At 59.5% G+C, this 25,554-nt stretch carries 20 protein-coding genes; 12 read left to right on the top strand and 8 right to left on the bottom strand.

The genetic code is table 11. The annotated features are described in order from the left end of the window. Nucleotides 1–157: 157 nt before the first annotated feature. Nucleotides 158–565: a hypothetical protein gene (locus K3178_RS13440; protein ID WP_221571930.1), complete on the top strand. Its 408-nt coding sequence runs from the start codon at nt 158–160 to the stop codon at nt 563–565. Between the two features lie 107 nt (nt 566–672). On the opposite strand, the gene K3178_RS13435 is transcribed toward K3178_RS13440, so the two are convergent. Further along, nucleotides 673–2,634 carry a winged helix-turn-helix domain-containing protein gene (locus K3178_RS13435; RefSeq protein WP_282098876.1) on the bottom strand — a complete coding sequence of 654 codons (1,962 nt, stop codon included), beginning with the start codon at nt 2,632–2,634 and terminating at the stop codon, nt 673–675. A gap of 505 nt (nt 2,635–3,139) precedes the next feature. On the opposite strand from K3178_RS13435, the gene K3178_RS13430 reads away from it, so the two are divergent. The 9 genes from K3178_RS13430 (at nt 3,140) to K3178_RS13390 (ending at nt 11,009) form a co-directional block, all read left to right on the top strand. Then, the gene (locus K3178_RS13430) at nt 3,140–3,859 is read left to right on the top strand and encodes a sterol desaturase family protein (protein ID WP_221571928.1); all 720 of its coding nucleotides are present in this window, start codon (nt 3,140–3,142) and stop codon (nt 3,857–3,859) included. Nucleotides 3,860–3,992: 133 nt separating this feature from the next. Beyond that, nucleotides 3,993–4,937 carry a homocysteine S-methyltransferase family protein gene (locus tag K3178_RS13425; RefSeq protein WP_221571927.1) on the top strand — a complete coding sequence of 315 codons (945 nt, stop codon included), beginning with the start codon at nt 3,993–3,995 and terminating at the stop codon, nt 4,935–4,937. A 114-nt stretch (nt 4,938–5,051) separates the two neighbouring features. After that, on the top strand, nt 5,052–6,941 hold the full coding sequence (locus tag K3178_RS13420; protein ID WP_221571926.1) for a hypothetical protein: 1,890 nt from the start codon (nt 5,052–5,054) through the stop codon (nt 6,939–6,941). An 83-nt stretch (nt 6,942–7,024) separates the two neighbouring features. Then, nucleotides 7,025–7,780, top strand: a complete 756-nt coding sequence (locus tag K3178_RS13415) for an alpha/beta fold hydrolase (protein WP_221571925.1) — start codon at nt 7,025–7,027, stop codon at nt 7,778–7,780. Further along, nucleotides 7,777–8,268 carry a GNAT family N-acetyltransferase gene (locus K3178_RS13410; RefSeq protein WP_221571924.1) on the top strand — a complete coding sequence of 164 codons (492 nt, stop codon included), beginning with the start codon at nt 7,777–7,779 and terminating at the stop codon, nt 8,266–8,268. The genes K3178_RS13415 and K3178_RS13410 overlap by 4 nt, the downstream gene beginning before the upstream one ends. A 35-nt stretch (nt 8,269–8,303) precedes the next feature. Next, nucleotides 8,304–8,648, top strand: coding sequence for a hypothetical protein (locus K3178_RS13405; protein WP_221571923.1), 345 nt, complete (start codon nt 8,304–8,306; stop codon nt 8,646–8,648). Between the two features lie 111 nt (nt 8,649–8,759). Next, the gene (locus K3178_RS13400) at nt 8,760–9,629 is read left to right on the top strand and encodes a DUF5694 domain-containing protein (protein ID WP_221571922.1); all 870 of its coding nucleotides are present in this window, start codon (nt 8,760–8,762) and stop codon (nt 9,627–9,629) included. Then, the gene (locus tag K3178_RS13395) at nt 9,613–10,440 is read left to right on the top strand and encodes a VOC family protein (protein WP_221571921.1); all 828 of its coding nucleotides are present in this window, start codon (nt 9,613–9,615) and stop codon (nt 10,438–10,440) included. Before K3178_RS13400 ends, K3178_RS13395 begins: the two co-directional genes overlap by 17 nt. Further along, on the top strand, nt 10,440–11,009 hold the full coding sequence (locus K3178_RS13390) for a GNAT family N-acetyltransferase (protein ID WP_221571920.1): 570 nt from the start codon (nt 10,440–10,442) through the stop codon (nt 11,007–11,009). The genes K3178_RS13395 and K3178_RS13390 overlap by 1 nt, the downstream gene beginning before the upstream one ends. Before the next feature lie 790 nt (nt 11,010–11,799). Here the strand turns inward: K3178_RS13390 and K3178_RS13385 are convergent. After that, complete coding sequence (locus K3178_RS13385; RefSeq protein ID WP_247713809.1) at nt 11,800–13,188, bottom strand: DcaP family trimeric outer membrane transporter; 1,389 nt, start codon at nt 13,186–13,188, stop codon at nt 11,800–11,802. Between the two features lie 146 nt (nt 13,189–13,334). On the opposite strand from K3178_RS13385, the gene acs reads away from it, so the two are divergent. Together acs and K3178_RS13375 are read left to right on the top strand one after the other, a co-directional pair. Then, nucleotides 13,335–15,266, top strand: coding sequence for an acetate--CoA ligase (gene acs / locus K3178_RS13380; protein WP_221571919.1), 1,932 nt, complete (start codon nt 13,335–13,337; stop codon nt 15,264–15,266). 5 nt (nt 15,267–15,271) lie between these two features. After that, nucleotides 15,272–15,907, top strand: coding sequence for a response regulator transcription factor (locus K3178_RS13375; RefSeq protein WP_221571918.1), 636 nt, complete (start codon nt 15,272–15,274; stop codon nt 15,905–15,907). Here K3178_RS13375 and K3178_RS13370 read toward each other — a convergent pair. The 6 genes from K3178_RS13370 to K3178_RS13345 form a co-directional block, all read right to left on the bottom strand. Next, entirely contained in the window at nt 15,877–19,239 is a 3,363-nt protein-coding gene (locus K3178_RS13370) for a PAS-domain containing protein (RefSeq protein ID WP_221571917.1), read from the bottom strand. The genes K3178_RS13375 and K3178_RS13370 overlap by 31 nt on opposite strands. A 105-nt stretch (nt 19,240–19,344) precedes the next feature. Continuing rightward, the gene (locus tag K3178_RS13365; RefSeq protein WP_221571916.1) at nt 19,345–21,120 is read right to left on the bottom strand and encodes a sodium:solute symporter family protein; all 1,776 of its coding nucleotides are present in this window, start codon (nt 21,118–21,120) and stop codon (nt 19,345–19,347) included. A gap of 10 nt (nt 21,121–21,130) precedes the next feature. Further along, a complete protein-coding gene (locus K3178_RS13360) occupies nt 21,131–21,409 on the bottom strand; it encodes a DUF4212 domain-containing protein (RefSeq protein ID WP_221571915.1) in 279 nt (92 codons plus the stop codon). A gap of 98 nt (nt 21,410–21,507) precedes the next feature. After that, nucleotides 21,508–22,047, bottom strand: a complete 540-nt coding sequence (locus K3178_RS13355; protein ID WP_221571914.1) for a 3'-5' exonuclease — start codon at nt 22,045–22,047, stop codon at nt 21,508–21,510. A gap of 127 nt (nt 22,048–22,174) precedes the next feature. Beyond that, nucleotides 22,175–24,037, bottom strand: a complete 1,863-nt coding sequence (locus K3178_RS13350) for a putative nucleotidyltransferase substrate binding domain-containing protein (RefSeq protein WP_221571913.1) — start codon at nt 24,035–24,037, stop codon at nt 22,175–22,177. 255 nt (nt 24,038–24,292) lie between these two features. Beyond that, the coding region (locus tag K3178_RS13345; protein ID WP_221571912.1) for a hypothetical protein at nt 24,293–25,554 on the bottom strand (1,262 nt) is incomplete at its 5' end.

Raw genomic sequence — 25,554 nt, 5'->3', positions numbered from 1 at the left:
CGCATCTCGCAAGGTAGACCTCGCATGGATGATGCGCAGCGGACTAGCCGTCATCGGTAGGGAGACGACCGGCACTCTACGATGGCATTGTGGCGGAGATCCGGCTGGCAGCATTAGCTACCGTGCCCTGCTGAGCGAAGCTGGAAACGAGCGGTTGGTGCTCGACTATACTCGGGAGACCAATGGGGAGCGGGAGCACGTGCTGCAAACGGTGCATCTTACCGCGACCGAACAGAACTTCGGAGGCAAGCGATGGTGGATGATCTGCCCATACCTCGGGCACCGCGTCGCCAAATTATACATGCCGCCGGGGGGTGACCGTTTCGCCTCGCGAAAGGCATGGCGACTGGGTTATCAATCGCAACGGATCTCGGAGCGAGATCGTCCATTCGAAGCGTTGTTTCGCCTACAAAAACGTCTCGGGTGTGAGCAGGGATGGGAGATGCCTATTCGTCGTCCAAAAGGCATGCATCGCAACACATTTTCTGCTTTGGAGGAGGAATACTGGCGTCTGGACGAACTCTGCGCGGTTGAAATGATGAGGGTGATTGGACTGCTGCGCTAGCGGCAGCTTTTGCTTGCCTCCTGCCAAAAACGGTCATTCCGCTAATGACCCCAATATAGACGTCGGACAAAAACCCATTCACAGCCTGACGTCCGCTCCGCTGCTTATCATAAACCAGGGCATGCATACGCCGGCTTTTGAGGCAGCGGGCGCTTGATCCCCCCTCTTGCTAGTGCCGCAGCAAGCTCGGGGAACTGACGGGCGTCGAATTCCCGATAAATTAGGAACTGGCTTAGAGTGAATAGAGCATCCCTGCCCTTTAGCGGTGCTAGCACTTCGTTGGCCTCCTTATCCAGTCCAGCAGTCAAGGCTGATGACCACTTTACCACGATCGGCAGGCTCGTCGTTTCGAGCATCTCTCTCGCCAACTTCCTCGCCTCGCCGACTTTCCCATCAGCGCATAGCTGTCGTATCTGCGCACCGTCGCGAACCGCTGCGGGCAATTGGCCATCCAGCATGCGGTTGAGCAGCTTACGTGCTTGGTCGTTCTCCCCTGCAATGAGTAGCGCTCTATGGGCCTGGAATTGCAACGCCGTATAATCGGGAGCTTCTCGCATACCCTCTCTAGCGTAGCGCAATGCAAGTTGTGGATCATGATCCATATAGTTCGTGCCGATGACAGGATAGGCTCCACCACGGCGCGTATCTGCGATGATCCGATCTATGGATTTTTCAACGAGATCGTACCGTTCGGCAATTCGCGCCTGTTCTAGGAGTGAATACCATATGTCCTCATCGCCTGGCCTTTCTTCCAGATATTTTTCCAGCAAGCGAACCGACTGGCGATAATTCAGATCTGCCATTTCTCTGGCGGCCCGATACAGCAAGCGGTCAGTCTCGCTCGGCGCAGCAGCGATGGCAGCCTCGATATGCTCAATGTAGCGTTGGCGTCTTTGCGTATCTGACCCAATGTCCGATGTATCGGAATATATGGTATTTGCAGTTACCATCTCCATATATGCCGCCTCCCAATGGGCGCGCGCAAACTGTGGGTCGAGCTTTAGCGCCTGAGCATAGTATGCTCGCGCTTCTTCCATCATCGCAGGATTGCTATTGAGGACGGCCCGCTCGACAAGTTCGCGGCCCTGCCTCCAAGCGCGATATGCCGGCACAGATCGCGTACCAATACGGGTCATGTCGCGTAGGCGCTGAGGGTCCATTACGCTACCGATCGCACTTGCTATCGCGAATGCCACATTTTCTTGTAATTCGAGAATATTGCCGGACGGCGCATCGAACCGCTCGGACCATTTTTCCCGGCCTGTGGCCGTATCGGTCAATCGGGCGATGACCCGAACGGTATCATCCTCAGTTGTCACACTCCCACTCAAGATATGCCCGAACCCGGCCTCCCGACCCACGGCGTTCGCGCCTGTTCCAGCTTCCTGAACCTGTGCTACTATCGCGCCACCAGCGAGCTCGATGTCGGGAGTACGGGCGAGCGTGCTAGAAATTTCTTCGTCCAACCCTGAAGCAAGGTCGGTGGCATCGGGGCCGATAGCGCGGAATGGCATGGCGACGACCGACTTGGAGGCTATCGATCTGGTTTCCGCCGGACCCGGATCGCGTTGAACCCACCATATTCCTGCGATCGCTATGAGCAGCGAGCAAATTCCAACGACTAACACGATGCGGGGCGATGACGACGAACTCTTTTCTTCCTGAGCACTTTTCCCGGACTCACGGCCCGAATCCGCTGCACGCAAGCCCGGATGGACAGGGCGAGGATCGACATTTCGTAGGAAACGATAACCCTTGCCGTGATGCGTCTCAATCCATTGCGGATCTCGCGCACGATCATCGAGGGCGCGCCGCAGGTCGCGAATGGTGGTGGTAAGTACTGCGTCCGAAACAGCTTGATCCGGCCAACCGACATCAAACAATCGGTCCTTTGTTACTAGGAGGCCCGCCTGCTGCATTAGCTCCTGTAGCAAAGCGAAGGATTTGGCCCCCAAGTCGAGCTTGCGAGACGCGAGCCATGCCCGTTGGTCCGCGCGGTCCAGAACCAAATCGCCTGATACCAAGAACCGCGATTCCGCCTCGGTTCGTAGGGTGTCCTCCAGCCGCATAACACCAAGCACGATAGGCTAAGCCGCTATCTTGTCGAGACATTTTCGATGCTCACCCGCCGTCGATTTCAGAAATTCCTCATAAGTCCTGCGGGTCACTTCATGAATTCCAGTATGGAACAAGTCTATGATTTATATACGATACTTATCGACGATCGAAAGCCGGGGCGGGCATAAGGCCGGTCACAAACTTTTCATCGCTTTCTCAAGCATCGTCGCAATTATCACACCAGAAGACCGGCATTAAATCGCTTGAGGTAAGTTCTTATGCTCATCAACCCGTTTGCATGTCGTCTTGTTGCATTCTTCTGCGCGATAGCATCGACCGCCGCAATCCTGCTGATCACACACCTGCCGGTCTCGCACGCGGGATCGTCCGGGACGATGATTGCCGAAGCTCCGCGGCTAGCTTTGACGGTCAAGGCTGAAGCCGACCGTTCCTCCAGAGCGATCGGCGCAAATTACTTGCGTCACCGACTTTGAAAATCGCCGAAAGGAGGTCATCATGAACGAATTTCATTACATCTCGCTCAGCCTGTTTGCCGCGTTCGCTATTCTCGAACTGGTTTCGAAGGGGCGGTCGTTCCCAGCCGTGAAGCGGTGGCGGACCAAAGGTATCGGCTTTGCTCTCCTCTACTTCGCCGTCGCCACCTTCGCACCGCTGGTGTGGGACGAGGCACTGGGCGCCCACCAATTAATAAATGCCTCGGCATTGCCGTTCTGGGCACAGGTCGCACTGGGTTTCCTGGTGCTGCAATTCGGCGTCTACTGGTGGCATCGCACCATGCACCGATCCGACACGCTCTGGCGGATGTTCCACCAGATGCATCATAGCGCGGAACGGGTGGACATCTGGGGAGCGTTCTATTTTCACCCCCTGGACATGCTCGGCTGGGCGTTCCTTGGGAGCCTCGTGCTCGTCCTCGGCGTGGGGCTGACCGGTGAAGCGGCTTTCATTGTCGCGGTAATGGCGACTTTCTGTTCGATGTTTCAGCATTCGAACCTCAAGACCCCGCACTGGCTGGGCTATCTGGTGACCAGGCCGGAAAGCCATTCGGTCCATCACGAGCGCGGCATTCACGGCTTCAACTACGGCGATATCCCGCTGTTCGACATTCTCTTCGGGACCTTCCGCAACCCGCCCGTCTGGAATGGCAAGGCCGGTTTCTACGATGGCTCGTCCGAGGAAACCGTCAAGTTGCTGACGTTCAGAAAGATCGCCTGAATCCAACCCAATCCGCTGTTGGCTGAACGACCCTTGCAGCCAACGGCAGGGCCTGCGTGGCGGCGCTCCTCCCTGCGTCCCCCGCAAGCCGCCGCGCAGGCCCCACAACCTTGATCGAAAGAGAGAAAAAACGATGGCAAAATATCGCAACAACCTGCCGCAACTCGGTGGGGACATCTACCTCACCGATGCTGGGATCGAGACCGATCTCATCTTCAACCGCGGCATCGAGATTCGAGAGTTTGCGGCGCATACGCTGCTCCCCAATCCGAAGGGCCGCAGGGCGCTGCAAGACTATTTCGGCGGATTCATCGATTTGGCCAACCGCTTCGGGACAGGCCTCATTCTCGACACGGTCACCTGGAAGGCACATCGCCACTGGGCCGACGATCTCGGCGAAAGTCCGTCCGAACTGCACGAGGCCAATCGCATCGCCGTTGCGCTGATCGCCAATCTCCGCGCTACCGCAAACAATGTGAAACCCATAGTACTCAATGCGCCGATCGGTCCTCGCGGTGACGCCTATGCGCCCGAAGAACTCATCGATGCCGATAGCGCGGAAGCCTACTATGCCGAGCAGCTCGGCTGGCTGACGAACACCGAGATCGACATGGTCACCGGCCTTACCTTCACCCAGGCGAGCGAAGCTGTCGGCCTTGTTCGGGCAGCCCGCTTCGCCGAGCTACCCTGCGTCATCTCTTTTACCGTGGAGACCGATGGGCGCCTGCCCACCGGCCAGCCACTGCGCGAAGCCATCGAGCACGTCGATAGCGAGACAGAGGGATCGCCCGCCTATTACATGATCAATTGCGCGCATCCCGATCACTTCGCAGATGTCCTTCGCGATGGCGACTGGCGCAAGCGTATCCGCGGCATTCGCGCCAATGCTTCGCGCTGCAGCCACGCCGAACTGGACGAGGCGGAAGTTCTCGACCCCGGTAATCCGGTGGAACTCGGTGAACAATATTCGGACCTGCGCGCGGCCATGCCCTGGCTCAACGTCTTCGGAGGTTGTTGCGGCTGCGACGTGCGTCATGTCGCGGCGATAGCGACCAGCTTGGCTGCCATGGCCGCCTAACCAAGGGCGGGTCACCTTCCCGCCTATCAAAACGCAAATTCAAACCAGCGCCCCTTCGCAACATATGTCGCGAAGCGAGGGAAGGCGTGCCAAATCCACACAGGAGCAAATCCCATGAAATCCATTACCAAACCACTCGTTTTTCTCGGCCTTACAACCATGCTGACCCCGGCAGCCATTGCCCAGCTTGCCAATCCAGATCCGCAATGCCGCGAAGACAGCTCGAGCACGGACAGTCTCAGGTGCGGGCGAGGATCGGTCGTTGACGGCGAAGGTGCCACCGCCGTTGGAGACACCTCGATTGCCGGTGAAGCGTCGGTTTCAGTAGGCCGCCGTGCCAATTCGCACGCAGGTCGTGCTGTCGCGGTTGGCGATAACAGCTTCGCTGCTGTTAATAGCACGGCAGTCGGTCGATTGGCACGCGCCGACGGCGTAAACTCCTTGGCGCTTGGAGGCGGCGTTGGCACCGATACGATCGGCGCCTGGGCATCGGGCGTGGGTTCTATAGCAATGGGAACCCGATCCGAAAGTACACATCTGCAGGCCATCGCGATCGGGTTCGCATCGAATGCGGAAGACGAGTTCGCCATCGCGTTGGGGGCCTCCAGCTTGGCCTCCGGTGCCGAATCAATGGCAATGGGCCGAATGTCGGAGGCTTCGGGTGATTTCTCAACAGCACTGGGACCGTTAGCGCGAGGCGTTGGAATTTCCTCCACCGCAGTTGGAGATGGCAGTGAGGCTCTGGGAGACTCAACTGTTGCTGTCGGCGTAGCTAGCAAAGCGGATGGCGAGGCCAGTATAGCCATCGGGCGAAAGGCTCAGGCAGATGGTGTGGGCTCAGTTGCTATGGGACGCGACTCGAAAGCTCGGGGTGCGGGTGCATTGGCGTTCGGAGCATTAGCCTCGGCCAATGCGGAGGATACCTCAGCGTTTGGAGGTACGAGTGTCGCCCAGGCAGCAGGGGCTTCCGCATTTGGCAGTCTCTCTGCGGCCCTTGGCGTAAACTCTACGGCATTGGGTAGAGGGGCTGCAGCGCATAGCGAGAAAAGTGTGGCCTTGGGAAGTTTTGCAGGAGCGAGGGGAGTAGGCGCGATGGCGCTGGGGTCCGAATCGAACGCAAATGGTCAACAGGCCGTTGCTATCGGAAATGCGGATGCGATTGGTGACTTTGCCATGGCGCTGGGCGACGGCGCGGTTTCGTCCGGTAAAAGCGCTTCGGCTATTGGTCGCCTGGCAATCGCCAGCAACGACCGGGCGACCGCTGTTGGTTCAGGTGCAACGGCAGAACATCTCGATGCGACTGCGGTAGGAAATCGCGCGCACGCACTTTTTGCTCGCAGTACAGCTGTCGGCCAGGGAGCAATCGCTCGCAGCGACAATGCGACGGCGATCGGCTACCAGGCGAACGCCGGCCATCATTCATCTACCGCAGTAGGAGCTAATGCCACCACCACGGCCCGCGATCAGGTGATGCTTGGTGCTGCGGGAAGCCACGTCGTTATCGCCGACATCGACAGCTCGACTGCTGCGCAGCAGGGTCCTGTGGATGTCGTCACCATCGACCGGAACGGCGTTCTCGGACGCCAGTCGGTTGCCAGCCAGGCCTCTGTCAACAAGGGCTTCGATGCCCTGCGTAGCCAGATGGACGTCATTGCAGCCGTCACTGATGCCCAATTCAGCGCACTGTCGGCCGATGTCGCTGCGCTGACCGGTCGGGTCGATACGCTCGAGCAGGGTTTGATTGACACCAACTTCCGCCTCGAATCGCTGGATGACAGCGCGATGGGCGGAATCGCGGCTGCGATGGCTTTGGGACAAGGCAAGATTGTGCCCGGTGCTGGCGTCTCGATGACCGTTGCCGCGGCAACCTATGGCGGCCAGCAAGCCTTTGCTGGATCGCTGACGGGGCAGGTTGCTGAGAAGGTGTACGTCTCGGCCGGTGTGACCGGCAATACCGGCGACGACAAGATCGGCGGCACCGTATCGGCCACTTTTGGCTTCTGACCCACCAGCGGGAGCGGGTGTCCTATCCGCTCCCGCATCGTAAGTTTCCATATGATGCACGCGCTTTACCAGGAGATCGGATTATGACCGCTATCATGTTGCTCCATGGCCTGCCCGGAAGGGGAGAGCAGTGGCGCGGGGTGGCAGATGCGCTTGCCCCGCACCGCGTGCTCGCGCCGACTTTCGATGGCTTTGGTGATGATTGGGCCGACCGTAATTTCCCTTCGAGCGCGCACCACGCTCGCCAGATCATCGAAATCGCAGCGCTTGAAGATCCCGAAGGGCTGGTGTGTGTAGCCTGGTCCTTCAGCTGTCACCCGCTTTTGCTTGCGCTCAGCGAAGGCCTAAAATGTCGGCAAGCCATCCTCTTCGATCCCAGCAGCGATACCTACCTCCAGCCTCCAGACAGAGAGCTTTTCCAGCAAGACGCGATTGCCGCATTCGGACCTCTTTTCGCCGAGATGGGCGAAGCGGATGACCGCCGCCTCGCGCAACTCTCGTTTGCCGCGACCGGCTCCCGACGAACATGGGATGACCTTGAGGAAATACAGCGCGAGCCCTTTATCGGCAGCGCCGCAGCTTTGCGACGCGCATTCGCGGGCGATGCTTCGCCTGAAACACTAACGGAAGAAATGCTCGCCCGAGTGACAGCACCAGTAGTTGTCGCTTCGGGCAACAAGAGTCGCCAGATGTTTAGACTGGCAGCCTCACGTCTAAGCTCTTTAATTCCCGGCACTCGGTTTATTTCGGTCAAGGATGCAGACCATCTTTGGCCCGTTTCCAGCCCGGAATCCTTTGCCTCTTTTATTAAAAGAGAAATTGGGGGCGCACGCATATGATAGGCCTGTCACCGCTCGAGGCGCAAAGTATCGCTCACCTTCGCTCTATTGCGCTTGCAGCGATATCTGACCCGCGATCCGATTATGACGCACACCAAACCTCTGCCTGGCTGCTAAATTTCCCTGGGCCAGACGACTTTCACGAGCGGATTTTTTCACAAAAGATCGTCGTAGCGCTCGACGGAGCGAGCGCAGAGGCCGTTGGATTCATGGCTCTCCGACCGGACGGCTTGATCGATTTTGCTTTCATCCATCCAGACCATCAGGGGGCCGGCCATTTCCGGGACATGGTGGAGGAGGTCGAAATCCAAGGCCGAAATCTGGAACTGGCCACACTGGAAGCTCGAGCCAGCCGAAACGCTCTAGGCCCCTTTCTCGCTTGTGGGTTCGAACTGATCTCACGCGAATTAGTCGAGCTCGAAGCAGCAGAGCTGGAACGCTTTCATGTACGCAAGTCATTGAACACAAGATCGAAGGAACAACCGTGAAGGAAACTTTTGTAACCCAGACCCCTCGGAAGATAATGGGTACTGCCTATTTGACTCTTGGACTGGCCACCATGGCGTTGCCGGATTTGATGATTGACATCTCGGTGCAGGACCCGTCGCAGAGCAACGGCCTGACACGCCTGATCTTCCAATGCTTCGGACTTCAGGCAAGCCTGTTCGGTCTCCTCGCATTGGTCAGCCGCTTCACGAGATCGACGTATCTCGCTATTGGCGCTGCCATCCTGCCCGTTTTCGTATTCGATTACTGGTTCTACGCCGTCGACCCAGTCCTCACTTTGGCAGGATCCCTGATCGACGCCATCTTCAACGTCGTTTTCATTGCGATGTGCTGGCTTGGATGGAGAGGGCTGGAGAAATGACATCTCGTAAATCCTGACGGGTCTGGTCAGGATCCTGCAATGCGCAAGCGAACCTAGCTGCAACTTACGGGATGTCTAACCATGCAGCCCGCGACTCATTTGGGAAATGTTATGAGAAATCTTGCTTTGCTGGCAGCGGCATTTGTTGCCTTTGCCTCACCGATCTCAGCAGGCCCCGCTGAAGAGCGAGCCAGCGATGTCGAGGTCATGATCCTTGGCGTATATCATTTTTCGTCACCCGGGGGCGATGTGGTCAATGTCGAGGTTGACGACTTTCTCGACCCGAAGCGACAGCGCGAACTTGCCCATCTGGCGCAGACGCTGGCGCAGTGGAGACCGACGCGGATTGTGGTAGAACAAGAAGCCCACGGGCCGAACTTCTCGCTGGAAAGTTACGCGCGCACCGAACAGCTTCTTCAGACAGAAAGAAACGAGACCGTTCAACTCGGATATCGCCTCGCTCGCCTTCTCGGTCATGAGGCTGTTTACGGCTTCGATGAAAGGTCTCGCGATGGTGAGCCTGATTATTTCCCGTTTGAAGCAGTCCAATCTTTTGCACAACGATCAGGACATGGAGAACTGCTGGAAACGCTAGTCGGGCAGGTCGAAGCGGCGTCGGAGGTTGAAAATGCAGCTATACAGAAACGCAGCGTTGCGGAGACCCTGTTCCACCACAACGATCCCATGTTGATGACGCGCATGCATCACAATTTCTACTATTCGATGCTGACAATCGGTGACGGAGAGAATCAGCCCGGCGCCGAACTCAACGCATATTGGTACATGCGCAACGCCAAAATGTTCGCGAAGCTCGATCTTATCGCTGAGCCTGGAGATCGGGTGCTCGTCATCGTTGGAAGCGGCCACACGACCTGGTTGCGGCACTTTATAGAGCATAAACCCGATTTTCAATTGGTGGAGAGTATGCCTTATCTGATCGCCGCTGCGACGCTGGACGATGCACTTGGAAGTAAGCGATGAGCAAAGCCCTAATCCAATCAATCAGAAAGAAACGTCGGGAGTGATGGAGATCGATCATATCTTCGCGATGATACACCCATCGGACAGGGTTCTGCAGACTTTGATGGATTTGGGTCTGGTTGTGTCATATAGGCGAAAGCACGAGGGGCAGGGCACGGCAAATGCCTGTTTCTGTTTTGAAAACCTCTACCTCGAACTGTTGTGGATCGAGGATCCTGTCCAAACTTCATCTGGCTCATCGCGCGGCCTCGGATTGCTAGACCGAGAAAAAGGAAGTCACTCAAGTTTGAGCCCCTTCGGCATAGCTTGGAGGCAGGGATCACGCACTTCGCCTGACGAATTTCCCGCATGGGTCTATCGTCCCAGTTTTCTTCCCGAGAATGGCATCGCCGTCGCAAGCGAAAGTTCGCTGCCGGGACAGCCCTTGATGTTTGAGTCGCCTAGCTCATTCTCGCCAATTGATCGATGTGAGAGCGAGCGTGGCGCAATCCAAAGCAAGCAGGGAATGCGCGCGGTGTCTAGTATTACGATTTCTTTGCCAGAAACCGCTCAGCCTAGTGACACGTTAAGACATATTGCGATGCAAAGCACGCCTTCGATCTCTATCGTATCCGGACAATTTCACGCGATTCAGTTATCGTTTTCGAAGGACCAAGGTGTCGAGCAACGGTCGCTGACTATTGCTTACCGTTCGAACCAACCAAAAGTTTTGGTGCATGCCAAAAACCAGGTTTTTGGGCGAAAGACCGAACATACCGACGTTGGCATCGGCACAGTTGGCACGTCGCCGATTGGTTTGGATAGAGGCTGATGAAAATTTCAAAGGATTTTCGCACCCTTCGGGCAACGATCGAAACAAATCGCCTCATATTACGTCCTCCACAAAGAAACGATCTCGCGTGGATTTTGCAATCTCTCAATACCGGGAGGGTAACCGCTCACATTGGAGGTATTCAGGCCGACGCTAAAATCGTCGAGGAAAAATTGGAAAGAGACATCAAGCAATTCTCGATTGGACGGAGGCTGAGCTGGACGATTTGGACACGCGCGGAACAGCTCCGCGTTGGAAGGTGCTCATTATATCGGGTCAATAATAATCTGGCCCCTAAAGAGCTGCTCGGCTGCCCTGAAATTGGTTGGGTATTGGACGAACGCGCTTGGGGACACGGATATGCACTCGAAGCCGCTTCCGCTGTTCTGAAGCACTTCTGGATGTGTGGCCAAGACGGTCGCGTCTATGCGCAAACGTCTGACTCAAACACGCGGTCGACGAAGTTGCTGATGCGACTGAATTTCAATCGTCATCCCGAGCACAGTTACGATGACCCGAATTATCCGGCCGCTGACAACCCCACGAGCGTATGGTCGGTTTCCGAATAAGGTTTAAGAAAGCGGAGCCCCGCTCCAATGATTGTTTAGAGCTCGAATTATCGAGCAACATTGCCTTTTAAAACGGACCCAAGCTTCCAGTTCTCCTCGACAGACGCGCTCGCTCGTGACAGTCGTAACCTAGCGATAATCGCCGACACTATAGCAACCCCTGCAGTTTTCTGAATTCCATGTTTTTCCCTCAGAAAATTCACGGTCGTTGGCTTACCACCCATCTGACAAACTACTCTCCAAGCTGACGACGTGCCAGTAGCAGCAGCGGGGCTAACGACCCGATAGCGTAACTTACAGAGTGTCGACTAATCTGCTCGAAGACGATTTTCCGTTGTTCGGGAATGGCGTCGTACTATTTGCCAGTCGTCGGATTAATAAATCCATGTGTCCGTCAGCATAAAGCTGTCATCTCGGATAAGTTTTCCATCGACGACAACACGCTCACTACCCTCAACAGTTGCGACCGCAGTGTTACCTTTGACGAGGTGACATTACCCTACGTAAGCCTGCCTATTCGCTGTCAACGAAAGGGATTCGGGGGCACTTATGGGGGCACCCGCGACAATTCCTGAAAAGAAATCAAGATATATCAAGCCGGTACATGTCAAGCATGGGTCACGTAAGCGCACCATTTCCGTATTGGCGGAACCTTGTCATTGAGATGTCCCCCAACCGTTCAGGCAGAGCGCCTGCGGCCAAGCTCTCCATTCGGTTCACAGGGCATTTTATTGGCCCATCCAGAACAAGAGGTATCTGCAGCCTTGTCTTGCTTCTACCAGTTCCGGTTCTAGAAAGAATACTTGGTCGAAACCTGGATCTTTTGCAGATTGCCTGCCTCGCCATTCTCCAGCGTACGTTCGGCATACATGTACTCGAGGCCGATATCGATCGGGCGTGACGGCGAGTAGATGATATTGGCCAGCACGTTCCAGCTCTCGTCGGTCACCGAGCCGCTGGTCAGCAGGACCGGATTGTCCGCCTTGAAATAGGACCCTGCCACACTCGACCGCAGCTTGTCGGACCAGAGGTGGCGATAGGCGGCGAAACCCGAATAGGTGAAGATCGGATCCAGATCGCCATCCCCATCGAGTGCTGCATCATTGACAATGTTGAGACCGATATAGCGGCCTAGGCCGTCGCCGACCGTCCCCATGAAGCGGAAATCGTCCTTGTCTCCGAGCGCGATCTTGCCCGACAGGCTCAAACCGTAGCCCAAGGCGCTATCGTCGCCCGTTCCGAAATCGTCATCGCTGATGCGCAGATTGCGCAGAATGCCGGCAGCCGTGAGCGAGCCCCATGTACCACCGAAATTGTATCGCGCCACGAAATCGGGGAGCGTGTCGTCGCCCGCAAGCACACGGCTGCCGGTCGGCGATGTCACCGTGGTTTCGGGCTGCTCGACCGCCAGCATCAGGCCGCCATTGGTGTACCGGATCATCGGCTGCCGGTCGAAGACGGTGCCCGGCGTCGTCCCGATGAAGTCGAGGCTGTCGGGAAGCGCGCCGACATTCTGGAATGTCGACCAGGTCTGGCCAAACAGCCAGTTGTCATAGGTGATGAACGCCTGCCGCAAGCGTGGCTGGTAGCTGTTCGAAATCCGCTCGTCCCCGCCGGGCGTGACCATGAAGTCAAGCTCGATCTGGGAGTTTAACGCGTGTTCGGCCCCCACATCGGTAGAGGTCTTGAAGATGATGCGCGACTGGCGAGCACTGAAATCCGTGTCCCAGCCCGATGCCTCGCCACCAACCGGTATGGCGCCGGGGATCAGGAAATCACGCACAATGCTGCCCGTTTCTACCTGACCGCCGCTGGTGCGCTGAGAGATGGCGTCAAGCTTGACATAGCCTGCATATGACACGGTGGTATTCCCTACGCGGAAGCCCTTGTCTTCCTGCTTTTTGGGATCGTCGATCTGTGCGGCAAGTTCCTCTTGGCGCGCCTGCATCGCGCGGGTTTCGGCGAGGGCTGCCTGCGCCGCCGCCGCATTCTCTGCCTGCTGGCTTTCCATCTCTCCCTGCTGGGCGTCGAGTCGTTCGATCAATCCCATCACCAGCGCTTCGAGCCGGTCGAGCCGGGCATCGACATCTTCGTCCTGCGCGGCGGCAGGCGTCGCTGCCAGGCATGTGCCGGCGAGAAGCGCCATGCGGAATGCGGTGTTCATGCGGCCGATAGCCATGTCCTCGTCTCCCTCACTCGTTATGGGGTCGGACAATGCGCCTTCTCGGGCGCCGCGATAAATCGGCAGTTAGTCGTACGACCTTGGTCTGACAGCGCGGATAGCCTCGTGAGTGCTATTCCGATTCGGGCAAAGGGAGACCGACAATGCTCGACGCAGTTCACCGCTTGGGCAGTGCCACCGAAACGCACTGCACCTCCGAACAATACGATGCGCTCTACCGGCAATCGGTCGAGGACGGCGACGGTTTCTGGCTGGAACAGGCGAAGAGACTGGACTGGATGACCGCACCTTCGAAGGCGGGCGAGTGGTCCTACGACCCGGTCGACATCAAGTGGTTCCAGGACGGCAAGCTCAACCTGTGCCACAATGCCATCGATCGCCATCTTGCGACGCGCGGTAACGACACCGCGCTGATTTTCGAGCCAGACGACCCGGCGACGCCGGGGCGTAGCCTGACTTACCGCCAGCTCCATGCCGAAGTCGTGGCGATGGCGAACGCGCTGAAAAAACTGGGCGTCACCAAGGGCGAACGCGTCACCATCTATATGCCAATGGTGGTCGAAGGCGTCACAGCGATGCTCGCTTGCGCCCGCATTGGCGCGATCCACTCCGTGGTTTTCGGCGGATTCTCGCCAGAGGCACTGGCCGGCCGCATCGAAGGGTGCGGAAGCCGTTTCGTTGTAACCGCAGACGAAGGATTGCGGGGCAGCAAGCGTGTCCCGCTCAAGGCCAATGTCGATGCCGCTCTTACCCAGTTGGGCGAAGATGCCGGGGTGAAGGGAGTGCTCGTCGTTCGCCACACCGGTGGCGATATCGCGATGTCTCCGGGGCGGGATCAGTGGTTCCACCAACTGGCGAGCGATGCCGATTGCCCGTGCGAGGAAATGGCTGCGGAAGACGCACTCTTCATCCTCTACACATCAGGATCGACCGGAAAGCCGAAGGGCGTGGTTCATACGACCGGCGGCTATGGTGTCTGGACAGCGACGACGTTCAATTACGTTTTCGATTACCAGCCGGGCGAGGTCTTCTGGTGCACTGCCGATATCGGCTGGATCACCGGCCACAGTTACATTGCCTACGGCCCGCTACTGAACGGTGCCACGCAGGTGATTTTCGAAGGCGTGCCGAGTTATCCTGACCACAGCCGCTTTTGGGAAGTGGTCGAGAAGCATAAGGTGAACATCCTCTACACCGCGCCAACCGCGATCCGCGCCTTGATGCGCGAGGGTGACGCTTCCGTCACCAGGCATGACCGCTCCTCGTTGCGGCTGCTTGGCACGGTGGGCGAGCCCATCAATCCGGAAGCCTGGAGGTGGTATTTCGAGACGATTGGCGAAGGCCGCTGTCCGATCGTCGATACCTGGTGGCAAACGGAAACCGGTGGTGTGATGATCACGACCCTGCCTTCCGCGCACGACATGAAGCCGGGAAGCGCTGGCAAGCCCTTCTTCGGCATCCAGCCACAACTGGTCGACAATGAAGGCGCTGTGCTGGAGGGCGCGACCGAAGGAAACCTGTGCATCACGCACAGCTGGCCCGGCCAGGCACGCACGGTTTACGGCGATCACGATCGCTTCGAGCAGACCTATTTCAGCACCTACAAGGGCAAATATTTCACCGGCGACGGCTGCCGCCGCGACGAGGACGGCTTTTACTGGATCACCGGCCGCGTCGACGATGTCATTAATGTCTCCGGGCACCGGATGGGTACGGCAGAAGTCGAAAGCGCTCTCGTCAGCCATGCCAAGGTCGCCGAGGCGGCGGTGGTCGGCTACCCCCACGACATCAAGGGGCAGGGCATCTATTGCTACGTCACCCTGAACGCAGGCGAGGAAGGGTCGGACGAGCTTTATGCCGAGCTGCGTGGTCACGTGCGCAAGGAGATCGGCCCGATCGCCTCGCCGGACCATCTGCAGTTTACCGATGGCCTGCCGAAAACCCGCAGCGGTAAGATCATGCGCCGTATCCTGCGCAAGATCGCCGAGAACGATTATGGTTCGCTCGGGGACACATCTACGCTGGCAGACCCGAGCCTGGTTGATCGTTTGATCGAAGGACGGCAGAACCGCTGAGCATCATGGCCCAGCGCATCATCATCGCCGACGATCACCCGCTCTTCCGCACGGCGCTTAGCCATGCGGTGGCCAAGGTGTGGCCGGAAGCGGAAATTGTCGAGGCGTCGAGCGCCGGCGAGGCTCGGCGCGAGGTCGAGCAGGGGGCCGAAGCGCTTCTGCTCGACCTGCATATGGAGGATTCCAACGGGCTTTCCGCGCTGATGGACTTTCGCCAGGATTTCCCTGCGCTGCCGGTCACCATCGTCTCGGCCAGCGAGGAACCGCGCGTCTATGCGGCGGCGAGCCAGCTGGGCGCGGCTGCGTTCATACCGAAGTCGGCGAGCCTCGAAGAAATGCGCGAGGCGCTCGCCTGCGTGCGCGAAGGCGACAACTGGTTCCCCGAGAACGAGGGTGAAAGTGACGACGATCTGTCGCGCATTGCCTCGCTCACCCCGGCGCAGCGGCGTATCCTCGGCCAGCTAAACGAAGGGCTGCTGAACAAGCAGATCGCCTACGAACTCGATATCAGCGAAGCGACGGTCAAGGCGCACATAACCGCAATCTTCCGCAAGCTTGGTGTCGTGAACCGTACGCAGGCAGTGTTGCTGGCAGGCAAACTGGCCGTCGATCAGGAAACGGCGGACCCCGCGGCCGGCTGATCGTCGGCCCTTCCGCGCGCGATACAATCCGAAATGAGCGCCCGCAGCGCGGCGGGAGAGGATGGCTTGAGCAGGCGATTGGCTCCCATGCGGGACGCTGCGGCCTCCGTTTCCGCGCCCGCTTCGGCCGTGAGGAGGATAGCGGGGGGCTTGGACTGCCAATGCTTGGACAGGGCGCAATAGACTGCATCGCCGCGCTCCTCTCCATCGAGGCGATAATCCATGATCAAGACATCGGGCGGCTCGGATGACACTTCGAGGGCCTGCAGCAGGTTGCTCGCGCAGCTGACTTCAAGGCCCCACTTGCCGAGCAGGGCGGATGTGGCAGTCAACGCTGCGGGATCGTTGTCGACGATGAGGACGCTCGAACCAACAAGGCTGGACGGACGCCGGGCGCGCTCGGGACGTGGCCGCGCACCCCAGCGCAGCACCGGCAGGCTGACCGCAAAACGGCTGCCCCTGCCTTCAACCGAGGTGGTAACGACCTCGACGCCGAGAAGCGCGGAAATTCGGCGCACGATGGCAAGGCCAAGACCGAGGCCTTCGCGATCGCTGGTCTTGCCGCGCTGAAATTCGCCGAACAGCCGCTCGATATCCTCTTCGGCGATCCCCGGCCCGGTGTCGTAGACGCAAAGCGCAATTCCTGTGCTTTTGCGGCGCACGCCCAGCAGCACACCACCGTCATCGGCGTAACGCACCGCATTGCTCACGAGATTGCGGACTATGCTTGCAAGTAGCGCGCGATCGGTTTGCAGCCAGGCGCTCGTTTGCACTGTCTTGAAGGTCAGACCCTTGCGCTGCGCCTGAACCGCAAATTCGCGCTCGATCTCGTCAAAAACGTCGTTGAGCGCGACCGGTTCGAGCCTGGGCTCGATCCCGCCACCGTCGAGCTTCGAGATATCGAGCAGCGTGCGAATGAGCCGGTCGGCCGAGGTGATCGAACCGTCGAGACCGGTCACCAACTGCTCGAGACGGTCGCGCCCCCGCACTTCCTCGCCAAGCGCAGAGGCAAACAGGCGCGCTGCATTAAGCGGTTGGATGAGATCGTGGCTTGCCGCAGCGAGAAACCGCGTTTTCGAGCGGGTGGCAGCTTCCAGTTTGGCGTTGGCTTCGCTCAGCTGTTGCGTACGCTCGGCTACTTTTTGTTCAAGCGCCTGTTCAGCCCGCCTTTCGGCAGTGACATCGCTGTAGCTGGTCACATAGCCGCCGCCGGGTGCGGGATTGCCGACGATGAGCATGATCCGACCGTCGTGCTGCTCGCGCTCCATACGGTGCGTACGGCCGGCGCGCATATGCTCCAGTCGGCGAGCTATCTGGGCTTCGATATCCTGCTCGCCCGTGCCGCCTTGCCGCAGGTTGAAGCGGATGAGATCGGCGATCGGTGTACCGACGCTTGCCAGCTCGTCGGGCAAAGCGAACATTTCCTGGTAACGGCTGTTCCATGCGACCAGCTTCATCTCCGCATCCACCAGCGCCACGCCCTGGTCGATGTTCTCGATGGCCAGCTGTAGCAGGTCGCCGCTGAAGGAGAGGCGCCGGTTGGTCTCGTCGAACATGGCGACGACCTTTTCGAGCGGCACGGGGTCGCCTTCCGACCAGCTTGCAACCAGCATGCGCGCGGACGATGTGCCGACCACTCCGGCGATCGTCCGCTCTGCCAGCGCAATTATCTCTGAATTGGCCGGATCGCCGTCCCGGTATTGAGGCCCGAGCGTCTCTTGCGCGCGCTTGGTGCCGACAAATTGCGCCAGCAGCAGTCGGATGTCCGCCACGCGCTTGGAGGTGGAGAAAGCCGGACGCGTGCCGGGCGGATTGACGCCGACGAAGGCTGCGGCCTGCGCCGCGTCGACCAGCGTCTCCCGCCCGAATACCGATCCCGCCCAATAGGCAGCCACATTGGCTCCGAGGCTGAGCAGGACCCCCGAGACGAGATTGTCGGGGTTGATCGCGAAAAGTGGCGGCTGGCCGGTCGCTGCGGGGACGATCAGGAGCACCAGCCAGCACATAAACCCTGCCACCAACCCGCAGACCATCCCGACCTTATTGCCGTGGCGGCTGAGCATCCCCAGCACCAGTCCGGGCGCAAACTGCGCCATCGCGGCAAAGGCGAGGGTGCCAAGCCCAGCCAGATTGGCTGCCGCGCCGAAGCCGAGATAGAAGAGGTATGCCAAGAATAGCAGCGCCGCGATGACCAGGCGGCGCACCATCAGCAGCCTCGACGCGAGGCGGGTCCGGTCGCCGGTGCCCAGCAGCTCGCGCCGGAATACCAGCGGCGAGACGAGATCGTTGGTGATCATCGTCGAGAGCGCCACGCTGGCGACCACGATCATGCCGGTCGAGGCGGCAAAGCCGCCCATGAAAACAAGGAGGGCAAGCGCCTCGTTACCGCTGGCAAGTGGCAGGGCCATAACGATCATGTCGGACGCCGTATCGGCGGGCAGAAAGGCAGTTCCTGCCATGACGATCGGCACGATAACGAGCGATGTCAGAAGGAGATAGGCGGGAAACAGCCACTGCATTGTCGCACTCGCCCGGTCGGTCCGGGCTTCGACGAAGGTCATGTGGAACTGGCGCGGCAGGCAGAGCGCTGCACAGCCTGAGATAAGCGTGAGGATGGCAAAACGAGCATCGATCTGCGCAGCCGAGAAAGGCGATGCCTCGAGCATGGCGGGAGCGCTTGAGGAGAGTAGCAGGACCAGTGCGAAGGCAGCGACGGCAAGCAGGGCGAGCAATTTGACCACGGATTCAACCGCGATGGTCAGCACGAGTCCGGCATTGTCGCCCGCCCTGTCTCCCCGGCGCGAACCGAACAGGATGGCGAACAGCGCCATGCTCCCCGCGACCAGCAGCACCAGTTCGTCGGCGGTGACGCTCGCCTGCAATTCCGGATCGAGTGCGAGCAGCGAGGCACCGACCGATTGCAGTTGCAGCGCCATATAGGGGAGCGAGCCGATGGTCGCGATGATGGTGACCAGCGAAGCAACAGCTGCGCTCTTGCCGTAGCGCGCAGAAAGGAAGTCGGCGATTGAGGTCGAATGCTGCGCTTTTGCCTGAGCGAGGATGCGTCTGACCATGCCGAAGCCGAAGGCGAAGACGAGGATGGGTCCGAGATAAATCGGCAGGTAATGCCAGCCTGCAGAGGCTGCCGAGCCGACCCCGCCGAAAAAGGTCCAGCTGGTGCAGTAGACCGCAAGGCTCAGTCCGTAGATCCAGTCCCTGCGCAACCGAAATGGCGCGATGCCACTTTCGGAAAGCCGGTCCTGCCGCGCGGCCAACCAGAACAGCAGCGCCAGATACAGCGTGGCAGCCAGGATTGCTGCGCCAAACAGCATGTGGTCTCTCCCTCCGATTGCCAACCTAGCCAAGCCATCGGCGCTTGCAAGGAGAAGGGCGGCAACCTCGCGGCGCCGCCCCATCCGTGCGATTGCCCGAAGGCATCAGTGGGCGTGGGCTTCCCCTGCTCCTCGCGGAACGCGGATCGAATCCACCAGCTTCTTGATTTCGACCGGCGGGCTGGCGGTCACCTTCGACACCGCGACGGCGACGATGAAGTTCAGCACCATGCCGACCACGCCGATCCCTTCGGGCGAGATGCCGAAGAGCCAGTTTTCGGCTACATTTGCTTCCGGGCTCATCAGCTTGAAGTAGAAGATGTAGCCGAAAGTGAAGGCGAGACCCGTAACCATGCCGGCAATCGCGCCTTCCTTGTTCATGGACTTGGAGAATATGCCCATGAAGATGGCCGGGAACAGGCTGGCTGCGGCAAGGCCGAAGGCGAAAGCGACCACCTGTGCCACCCATCCAGGCGGATAGATGCCGAGATAGCCTGCCACCACGATCGCCGCAGTCGCAGCGATGCGTGCCGCCAACAATTCGCCCTTCTCCGATATGTTCGGCTTGAAGGTTGATTTGAGCAGATCGTGGCTAACCGAGCTCGAGATCACCAGGAGCAGGCCCGCCGCTGTCGACAGGGCTGCGGCAAGGCCGCCTGCCGCCACCAGTGCGATCACCCATCCCGGAAGATTGCCGATTTCCGGATTGGCGAGCACCATGATGTCGCGGTCGACATAGACCTCGTTCTCGCTGTCGGCGACCGGCGTGTTGGTCACTACACGTTCGCCCGAGGGGCCGGTTTCCGCCGCGAATTCCGGCGATCCTTCGAACGCCTCTCCGCTGCGGACCTGCATGACACCGTCGCCATTCTTGTCCTGAAAGGCGATCAGGTCGTTGCGCTCCCAGTTCTTGAACCAGCCAGGCGCTTCCGAATAGCTCGTCTCGTTCACCGTATCGATGAAGTTGAGACGGGCGAAAGCGCCGACTGCCGGAGCGGTGGTGTAGAGCAGGGCGATGAACACCAGCGCCCAGCCCGCCGACTTGCGGGCGTCCGAGGCCTTGGGGACGGTGAAAAAGCGCACGATCACATGCGGCAGGCCCGCCGTGCCGACCATCAGCGCCAGCGTGATGCAGAACACGTCGATCATGCTCTTCGACCCGTCGGTATATTGCCCGAATCCCAGATCGGTGAGCACGAGGTTCAGCTTCTGGAGGACGTATAATCCGGAGCCATCGTTCACTTGGCTGCCCAGGCCCAGCTGCGGGATCGGGTTGCCGGTAATCATGAAGCTCAGGAAGAAGGCCGGCACCATATAGGCGAAGATCAGCACGCAATATTGCGCGACCTGCGTATAGGTAATGCCCTTCATCCCGCCGAGCACGGCGTAGATGAAGACGATGCCCATGCCGATGATTACGCCCCAGAAGATCTGCACGTCGAGGAAGCGCGAGAACACGATCCCCACGCCGCGCATCTGGCCCGCGATATAGGTAAAGCTGATGAAGATGAGGCAGATCACCGCCACCACGCGCGCGGTCTTGGAATAGTACCGCGTGCCGATGAAGTCGGGCACGGTAAACTGGCCGAACTTGCGCAGATAGGGGGCAAGCAGCAGCGCCAGCAGCACGTAGCCACCAGTCCAGCCCATCAGGTAGACCGATGCATCGTAGCCGAGGAAGGCGATGAGGCCCGCCATCGAGATGAAGCTTGCCGCGCTCATCCAGTCGGCGGCCGTCGCCATGCCGTTCACGACCGGGTTCACCCCGCCGCCGGCCACGTAGAATTCCTTCGTCGAACCTGCCCGCGACCAGATCGCAATGCCGATATACAGCGCGAAGCTGAGGCCGACGAAAATGTAGATCAGGGTTTGCGTGTCCATGATGGCCTCCTCAGTCGTCGAGATCGTACTTGCGCTCGAGCGTCTTCATACGGATGACGTAGAAGACGATGAGTGCGATGAAGATGTAGATCGAGCCTTGCTGGGCGAACCAGAAGCCGAGCGGGTATCCGCCGAGCATGAACTGGTCGAGGAACTCGCGGAACAGGATCCCGGCCCCGAAGGAGCAGGCGAACCAGATCGCCATGAGCGAAACCAAAAGGCGGATATTGTCGCGCCAGTAGGCGCCCTCCGCTTCGCTGGTGGTGTGGGTATCTGTCTCGTCGGCCATGGCCCTCCCCTTTCCTTTATTCTCTCGCCGCCCGCAGATTCGGGAGCTTCAGAGCAAGGCTAGGCAGGCTGCAGGGCCGCGACGAGCGCGACATTAGTCTAATGGGTTTCGATGGCCCCGAGGTGCGTGCCGGGCGGCATGCGCGACAGCTGGGCGAGCAATAGCTCGGCAGCGGCAATGGCATCGGACAGAGCATCATGTTGTTCGTGTGGGGGCAGGTTGTATCGTTGTCGTGTCGCGGCGAGGCGATAGGCGTCACCGCCCGGTAAATTTGGCTTCAGCCTGCGCTCGAGCGCCAGCGTGCACACGGTCCTGACCGGAATAGCGATGCCGAAAGCGGCCTTGGAAATGCGGGAAATGGCCTCACGCTCGACGCTCGCCCCGTGTGCCACGATTATCTTCCCGGCAAACTCGCGCAGGAAAAGGTCGACGATGTCGCGCACGGCAACGCCCCCGCGTGCACGTTGCTCCCCGATGCCGTGAACGGTCACTGCCTGATCGTCGAGCTGGCGCAGACTGCGAACGTCGGTGCTTCGTGCCGTTGAGAGACCGATCCCTCCGTGGCTCACTTCGACCCATCCGGCTTGCAGCACGTGCGCGCCGCGCCCGAGGCCATCGAGTTCGAAGTCGAGCGCCATGAGAGGTGCATCCGGAACCGGCGTCTCGGATGAAGGCCAGGCGGCGGCCGCGTAGCCTTCTAGAGCTGGAATCCCGCTCTCCCGGCACGTACGCAGCGCTCGTTCGAACCGCCAGCGGTGGACTCGTTCAAACAATGCCGCCGGCCATGTTGCGCTTGACCGATTCCAGCGCGTCGCGAATGACGGAAAAGCTGTCCTTCAGATAATCGCGCTCAAGCGGCGAAAGCTCGCCGGGCGCTATAGCGTTGTCGGGATCCTTGCCGCTGCGCAGCTGCTCGGCATGATGCGCAATCCTGAGCTCGTTCACGAACAACATGGCGTCTCTCAGGCTGTCGGCATCGCTGCGGGCCATGTGGCCGGCTTCGGCCAGCCATTCCAGCCGTTCGATAGTACTCACGGCAGGGCTTCCCTCTGCCAGCGCAAGCGTGCGGGCGATGTCGATGATCGGCAGGATGGCCTGACCCTTGGCATCGAAAACCTTCTGGCCGTCGCTCGATTTTTCGAGCACCAGATTGCGGAAAATACCTAGCGGGATACGGCTGCGCTGGGCATCGCGGGCAAGGTAGCTCAGGAAAAGAGAATTGGTCTTGACCTTTCGCCTGATGTGCTTGTGGAGATGCCGCGCAAGCTCGGCCTCCCCGGATACCGCACGCATGTCGAAGAAAATCGTGGCGCGAAGGATACTGTCTTCGTCAGGGTCGTCGATCCAGTGGTCGAAGCGGTCGCGCCAGCCTGAAAGGGTCAGGCGCTGTGCCGCATTCTTCGCCATGATGCCGCCGTTGCAGTATACGAAGCCGCATTCGTGGAGGAGGTCGGAAAGCCATTCTCCGAGCCCATCGAAATATTTCTCGCCCGCCCCGTCGACATCGTCGGAAAGGATGAGGCCGTTATCCTGGTCCGAACCCACGAGTTGCTCTCCGCGAGCCAGCGATCCGAAAACGACGACGGCATAAGAGCAAGGCGGAGGTCCGAGCTCGATTTCCGCAAGCTGCGCCGCGCGCCGGTGAACCGCTTCGCCAAGCGCTGACGTGAAACGCATCACATGGCTTGCATGAAAGCCGCTTGCTTGCATTCGCGCAAAGCCTTCGGGAATGCGACGGGCAGCGGCGATCAGCGCCTCGCGGCTGCGCGCCTTGGAAATCTTTGTCCCGGTGTCGACCGCGCTGTCGCCAAGGAAGGCAAGGATATCGGTCGCGCTGAGGATAGAGCGCAGATCGCCGTCTGACGAAACGACCGGAACATGGCGGAACCCGCCCGCGGTCATGCGCGTCATTGCTTCCGACAGGGTGGCGGTCTCGGGCAATACAACAGGGTCTCGTGTCATCACTTCGTGCACCGGCGTATCAGGATCGATCCCCGCTGCGAGGACCCGATTACGGAGGTCCTTGTCGGTGAGGATGCCGCAGATCCGATCGTTCTCGCACACCACCAGCGTGCTGACATCGTGCTCGCTCATGGTCATTGCAGCTGCGGCGACCCGATCCTGGGGGTGGCAAGAAACCGGCGGGCGATGCCTCTGAAGCCCGGCAATACTGGTCTCCTCGAGGATGTTTGAACGTTTCTGCGAGAGGTCGCGCACTGCGGAGCGCAGGCGTTCGCTCTCGTTCTCGGCAAAGAACTCGCGCACCTCCTGTGATCCGTCGCGAAGGCTGTGGAATTGTGCCGCGGGCAGCATGTAAACGAGCGTGTCTTCGAGGGCGACCGTCGTATTATTAACTTCGCCGCCCCGCAGGAGCGAGGGGTAGGCAAAGATACCACCCTGCGCCATTCGCGCGGTCAATTCCTCGCCCGCCAGGCGCAATTCCACAGCGCCGGACCTGATGATGAAGAGGTGGTCATTGTGCGAGCCAGCTTCGAGGATGGTCTGCCCCGCACGAAAATATCTTACACTCATCTTGCGGGCGAGGGCGGTAAGCCGCTCAGCCTCCAGCCGATCGAGCGGCGGGACTGTGGCAAGAAAGGTCTCGATCGAGGCCAGTTCGCTGGTCATGGTCCAAGACTACTACCAGTTTGCGGCATGTCTTCAGAGACTTTGGTAGCAAGGGCGCGCGACGCTATGGTGCCACGCAATGGCCGGCTGCTGCGAAGAATGGTCGTCGCACGGAGGGTCTGACTTTTGCAGGGACCGGTCTCGGATTGCGAAGCGGGAAACCCGCCATTTTGCAACGGGGCCGAATTGAAGAGCGGAGAGGGATCCTCAACGAACCCCCCTCCGCAGATTCCGGTACCGGTATCGCGCAGCTAATCAGATCGCGAGATACGGGTCGAGCGGCGGAAGCGGATCGCCGACCTTCGGCATCGAGTCGTAGAGCGGGTCCAGCTTGATCAGCATCTGCTCTTCGTTCTCGCTGTAGTTCTGCACGAAGGCGCTGGAATGGTCGTCGCCGTCCATCACGATCTGCTGAGCTGCTCCTTCGACGATGGCATCGCCATTTTCGTTGTAGGCCGCCAGTTCGGTATGGGCATCCGACCCGCTCAGGCCGTCGACGCCGAAAGTACCATTGTTCCAGTCGCCGCGCTGCCCTTGTTTGCCCACAGTGGAGATACCATCCAGGTCGGAGTCGTACTTCAGGATGAATTCGACCGCGGCCGTGTAGGAGTCGTAAATCTCCCCATCGATGGTGTTCTGGCCGGTCAGCGGGTCCTCGCTGTCACTTTCCGGCGTCGCCAGCGAGTGGTTGTTCAGCGTGTTGAGGAAGGTCGCGCCAAGGTCGCGTTCGAGTGCGGTGGTGTAATCGCGCTCGCCAGCGTCCCCGCCGCCGACCCAGTCACGTAGCTGTTCCGGTGTCAGGAAGATGTCGTCACCGGCATCGTACTCGCCATCGCCATCTTCATCCCACAGAATGAAGGAGTCGTTGGTGCCGTCCAGATCCGTATCGACGCCATACTTCGTGAGCAGGTCAGTCGTGCTCCAGCCTTCCTCGTCGAAGTTCTTCTTGCCGTCGGGCACTCCGTCGCCATTGGCATCGCCATTGTCGTCGTCATCGCCATTGTAGAGCGAGAAGCCGAGTGTCGACTGCCAGAAGCCCGGTGTACGGTTGGCGCCTTCGAGCATGTAGTTGCCGAAGTTGCCTTCCCCTTCGACCCCTTCCTGACCGTGGACATCGAGGCCGCTGGTCATGGTGAAGGAATAGCCACCGTCAGAGGTCTGCGTAAAGCCGTCCTGCTGGATTTCGTAGATGTAATATACGCCATCCGCGTCGTCCGACATCAGGGTCACCCCGTCGTCGCCGAGCGTATCAGGGGCCAGTCCGGTGAAGGAATAATAGCCGTTCTCGTCGGTAGTGGTGGAGAGGAAGTATCCGTTGTCCGGATTGTCGTCGAAATCGATCACGATGGTCCAGCCTTCGAGACCCACTTCGCCTTCGCTCCACTCGGTGTCGTTGTTGAAGTCGCCGAACTTGTAGCCCGACAGGTCCATTCGTTCGAAGTTGGCGAAGTCGACGTCGTCGACATCGAAGCCCGAGGTCTGCGTGCCGACCTCGACCTCGACGGCGGTGACGTTGA

Source organism: Qipengyuania sphaerica, from assembly GCF_019711595.1.
Lineage (GTDB): Bacteria > Pseudomonadota > Alphaproteobacteria > Sphingomonadales > Sphingomonadaceae > Qipengyuania > Qipengyuania sphaerica.
Note: the sequence above shows the minus strand (reverse complement) of the source record. Positions and strands in the feature narration are given on the sequence as shown.